At 69.8% G+C, this 4,469-nt stretch carries 4 protein-coding genes and 2 pseudogenes; 5 read left to right on the top strand and 1 reads right to left on the bottom strand.

Features of this window, described 5'->3' with window-relative positions; genetic code table 11:
* From ABNT58_RS24490 to ABNT58_RS24505, 4 genes and pseudogenes are all read left to right on the top strand, one after another.
* Window positions 1-422: pseudogene (locus ABNT58_RS24490) on the top strand (ABC transporter permease); the annotation flags it as partial.
* Between the two features lie 19 nt (window positions 423-441).
* Entirely contained in the window at window positions 442-1,221 is a 780-nt protein-coding gene (locus tag ABNT58_RS24495; RefSeq protein ID WP_348756004.1) for an alpha/beta fold hydrolase, read from the top strand.
* Window positions 1,218-1,997, top strand: coding sequence for an ABC transporter permease (locus ABNT58_RS24500; protein WP_348756005.1), 780 nt, complete (start codon window positions 1,218-1,220; stop codon window positions 1,995-1,997). Before ABNT58_RS24495 ends, ABNT58_RS24500 begins: the two co-directional genes overlap by 4 nt.
* Before the next feature lie 14 nt (window positions 1,998-2,011).
* Window positions 2,012-2,797, top strand: coding sequence for an ABC transporter ATP-binding protein (locus ABNT58_RS24505; protein ID WP_348756006.1), 786 nt, complete (start codon window positions 2,012-2,014; stop codon window positions 2,795-2,797).
* Window positions 2,798-2,826: 29 nt separating this feature from the next.
* Here ABNT58_RS24505 and ABNT58_RS24510 read toward each other — a convergent pair whose 3' ends face one another.
* A complete protein-coding gene (locus ABNT58_RS24510) occupies window positions 2,827-3,876 on the bottom strand; it encodes an asparaginase (RefSeq protein ID WP_348756007.1) in 1,050 nt (349 codons plus the stop codon).
* A gap of 123 nt (window positions 3,877-3,999) precedes the next feature.
* On the opposite strand from ABNT58_RS24510, the pseudogene ABNT58_RS24515 reads away from it, so the two are divergent.
* Window positions 4,000-4,469 (top strand): annotated as a pseudogene (locus tag ABNT58_RS24515) (DUF429 domain-containing protein); the annotation flags it as partial.

Genomic DNA, 4,469 nt, shown 5'->3' on the forward strand with positions numbered 1-4,469 from the left:
GCATGACCTACGAGCCCTACCTGAGCAGCGTGCGCGCCAAGCCCGAGGCGGGCAAGATCATCGCCACCACGCTGGACTACCCGATGGTGATGGACACCTTCGGCTGCGCGCCCAAGTTCCTGTCCGACAACCCCAAGGCCGCCAAGGGCCTGGCCGACGCCTACTTCGACGCGCTGGACATGATCAAGTCCGACCCAAAGAAGAGCTTCGAGATCATGGGCGCCGACGTCAAGCAAAGCGGCGAAGCCTTCGAGAACTCACAGAAGTTTTTGCGCTGGCAAGACCGCGCGGCCAACCAGAAGTTCTTTGCCGGTGAGCACCAGCAGTTCAGCAAGGAAGCGGCGGATCTGTTGCTGGAGGTGGGCATCATCAAGCAGATCCCCGACCTGACGAAGCTGGCCGACACGCGCTTCCTGAACTGATTTCTCAACCAAGGAACGCATGTTCATCGACGTCGTCGATGCGGCCGGGGGCATCCGCTTTCCGGCCGAGGTGATGGGCTGGCCGGCCGACGCCGCGCCGGCGGCGCCACTGCCGCTGGCCGTGCTGTCCCATGGCAATGGCGGCAGCTACCAGATATACCGCGCGCTGTGCCATGCGCTGGTGGCGGCGGGCTGGGTGGTGGCCGCGTTCGATCATCCCGGCAACCACCGCAAGGACGACCGGCTCAAGGGCACGCTGCAGAACCTGCAGGACCGGCCACGGCATGTCGGCTTGGTGATTTCCGAGGTGCTGGCGCGCCTGCCCATCGACAGCCAGCGCATCGCCGTCATCGGCCATTCGCTGGGTGCCTACACGGCATTGGCCGTGGCCGGCGGCCAGGCCCATGCCCGCAGCGGTGAAGCGGTGGCGCCGGCGCACGATGCGCGTGTCAACGCCCTGGTGCTGCTGGCGCCGGCCGCCTTCTTCTTCCAGGCCCCTGGTGCCTTGCGCGCGGTCAACCTGCCCATCCTGCTGATGGAAGCCGAGCACGACGACATCACGCCGCTGAGCCAGGGCGAGATCATTCGCCAGGGCGTGGCCGATGCACGCCGCGTCGACAGCCGGGTGGTGCCGGGCGCGGGCCACTTCTCGTTCATCACGCCCTTTCCCAAGGCCCTGGTCAAACCGGGCTTTGCGCCCTCGCAAGACCCGCCCGGCTTCGACCGCGAAGCTTTTCACCGGCACTATCCCCAAGACATCGTGGCCTGGCTGAACCAGGCGCTGCCGCCTTCCGCATGAAACCGCTGACCCCCGTTCCGCGCGGCACGCGCTTCGTGCTCGGCCTCGCCTTCTTCGTGCTGTTCTTTGCCGTGTGGGCCTTCGTCACGCTCGGCGGCCACGTCAGCAAAACCTTCCTGGCTGACCCGCTGACCATGCTGCGCAGCGGCTGGACGCTGCTCACCGAGATGGGCTTTGCGGTGGACATCGGCATGACGGTGTGGCGCGTGGTGGGCGGCTTTGCCATCGCCGCGGTGCTGGCGCTGCCGCTGGGCGTGCTGATGGGCGCCTACAAGCCCATCGAAGCCTTCTTCGAGCCCTTCATCAGCTTTGCCCGCTACCTGCCGGCCAGCGCCTTCATTCCGCTGCTCATCCTGTGGGCCGGGCTGGGTGAGGCGCAGAAGCTCTCGGTCATCTTCATCGGCAGCTTCTTCAACCTGGTGCTGATGATCGCGGTGGCCGTGGGCAACACCCGGCGCGACCTGGTGGAAGCGGCCTACACCCTGGGCTGCGGCGATCGTGGCGTGGTGGCCCGGGTGCTGATTCCCGGCGCCGCGCCCGAGATCGCCGAAATCCTGCGCATGGTGCTGGGCTGGGCCTGGACCTATGTGATCGTGGCCGAGCTGATCGGCGCTTCCAGCGGCATCGGCCACATGATCACCGACAGTCAGGCGCTGCTGGCCACCGACCAGATCATCTTCGGCATCATCGTCATCGGCCTCATCGGGCTGTTGAGCGACCTGCTGTTCAAGTGGGCCAACCGGCGGATGTTCCGCTGGGCCGCCCTGGGCCGCTGACCAAGGCGCCGAGCATGAGCACCCTCCTCACCGTCCGCGGCGTCGAGCGCCGCTTCGAGTCCAGCCACGGCAGCACGCTGGCCTTGTCGGCCACCGACCTGCAGGTGGCCGAGAACGACTTCATCACCATCCTCGGCCCTTCGGGTTGCGGCAAGAGCACGCTGCTGCGCATCGTGGCCGGGCTGGACCACCCGACGGCGGGCGAAGTGCTGCTGGACGGCCGCCGCATCACCGGCCCGGGCGCCGACCGCGGCATGGTGTTCCAGAGCTACACGCTGTTCCCATGGCTGACGGTGCGCGACAACGTGTGCTTCGGCCTGCGTGAACGCGGCCTGCCGCGGGCGCAGCAGATCGAAATCGCGCAGAGCTTCCTGCAGAAGGTGGGCCTGACGGGCTTCGAGCACCACTACCCCAAGCAGCTGTCGGGCGGCATGCAGCAGCGCACCGCGCTGGCCCGTGCGCTGGCCAACGGCCCGCGCATGCTGTTGATGGACGAGCCCTTCGGCGCGCTCGACCACCAGACGCGCGAGCTGATGCAGGAGCTGCTGCTCGGCATCTGGGAGGTGGAGCGAACCACGGTGCTGTTTGTCACCCACGACATCGACGAAGCGGTGTTCATGGGCAGCCGCGTGATGGTGATGAGCGCACGGCCCGGCCGCATCAAGCTCGACCGGCCGGTGCCGCTGCCGCACCCGCGGCACTATGCGGTCAAGACCACGGCCGCGTTCTCCGAACTGAAAGCGGAGCTGACCGAGCAGGTGCGCACCGAGGTGCTGGCGGCCCAGGCGGCGATGGTCTGACGCGGCCGCCTGATTCGGCGGCCCGCAGCTCAGGCCGCAACCGCAGGCAGCGCGGCCTGCAACGCCTCGGCGCCACGCAGGCCGCCCACCACCGTGCCGTTCCAGTTGCGCAGCGTGGGCGCCGCCAGGTCGGCCAGCAGCGCCGCCTGCGCCGGCTGCAGCGGCGCGGCCTGCGGCAGCAGCGCCGCGGCCACCGCCGCCATCACCACCTCGGCCGCGCGGGCGTTGTTGCCATCGTCCATCTTCAGCGCCACGCCCAGGCCCAGCTCGGGCAGGGCGGCGCCGTACACGCCTTCGGCGCCCACCTTGCAGAAGAGGCGCTCGCCCAGCGCTTCCATCGCCCGCGTGTCGAAGCGGCCGGTGCCCGCCACCATGAAAGGCGCCGCCGCCACCGCCCGCCGCAGCCGGGCCGCGGCCGCCGCATGGCCGGGCGACAAACCCTGGCCGCTGCCGATGCGCGCAAAGCCATGCGCCAGGTGCCGCAGCGGCACGCCGAACGTGGGGATGTTGCAGCCGTCGGTGCCGACCGGGGCGCGCGCCAGGTCGTAACCGGTGGCGGCCTGCAGCGCGGCCGTCACCTCGCGCATCAGCGGATGGTCGGGTTGCACGTAGCCCGAGAGAAAGGCGCGGGCATCGCGCCCTTCGGCCGCTGCCATCAGGCAGCCCAGGCACACAAAGCCTGAATGCTTGCCTGAGCAGTTGTTGTGCAGCGCGCCGGGCTGGGCACCGGTGGCGGCCAGGGCGCGGCCGGCCACGTCCCACATCGGCCAGTGTGCGCCGCATTCCAGCGCCGTGGCGTCCAGTCCGGCCTTGGCCAGCATGCCGGCGGCGGTGGCCGCATGGGCCGCCTCGCCGTTGTGCGAAGCGCAGGCAATGGCCAGCTCTTCATCGCCCAGCCCCAGCCGCTCGGCCGCGCCACTGGCCACCAGCGGCAGCGCCTGCATCACCTTGACGGCCGAGCGCGGAAACACCGGCCGCTCGATGTCGCCCAGCGCGGTGTGCAGCGCACCGCCGGCATCGACGATGGCCAGCGCGCCGCGGTGGAAGGATTCGACGAAGCCACTCCGGGTGACTTCCACAAGAACAGGATGCGCTGGCACGGCTGACGGCTCCGCTGGCGGTGAAGGGAAGGGATCGGGCCACTGTATCGCCGCCCGACCCCGCGCCGGCACCGGCATGGCCACGCCGCGACAATGGGGGCGATGGACATCTACGGCATCGACTTCAGCAGCGCGCCCACCGCCCGCAAGCCGGTGGTGGTGGCGCATGGCCGGCTGGAAGGCAGCCGCTGCACGCTGCTGCGCATCGACAGCCACCCGACGCTGGCCGCCTTCGGCCAATGGCTGCACACGCCCGGCCCCTGGGTCGGCGGCTTCGACCTGCCCTTCGGCCTGCCGCGTGAACTGGTGCAGGCACTGGGCTGGCCGCAGGACTGGCCCGCGCTGATGACGCACTACGCGGCCCTGAGCCGACCGCAGATCCGCGAGACCTTCGCCGCCTTTTGCGCGGCGCGGCCGGTGGGCGGCAAGTTCGCGCACCGCGCGGTGGATCGGCCGGCGGGCTCGTCGCCCTCGATGAAATGGGTGAACCCGCCGGTGGCCTACATGCTGCATGCCGGCGTGCCGCTGCTGCGGCAAGCCGGTGTGCACCTGCCGGGCCACCATGAAGGGGA

This window comes from uncultured Aquincola sp. (genome assembly GCF_964001545.1).
In the GTDB taxonomy this organism is placed as follows: Bacteria; Pseudomonadota; Gammaproteobacteria; order Burkholderiales; family Burkholderiaceae_C; genus Aquincola.

Bases quoted from the DNA above. Each gene is read 5' to 3' on its own strand.
- ABNT58_RS24505 (WP_348756006.1), top strand. From the start codon at position 2,012: ATGAGCACCCTCCTCACCGTCCGCGGCGTCGAGCGCCGCTTCGAGTCC.
- ABNT58_RS24500 (WP_348756005.1), top strand. From the start codon at position 1,218: ATGAAACCGCTGACCCCCGTTCCGCGCGGCACGCGCTTCGTGCTCGGC.
- ABNT58_RS24495 (WP_348756004.1), top strand. From the start codon at position 442: ATGTTCATCGACGTCGTCGATGCGGCCGGGGGCATCCGCTTTCCGGCC.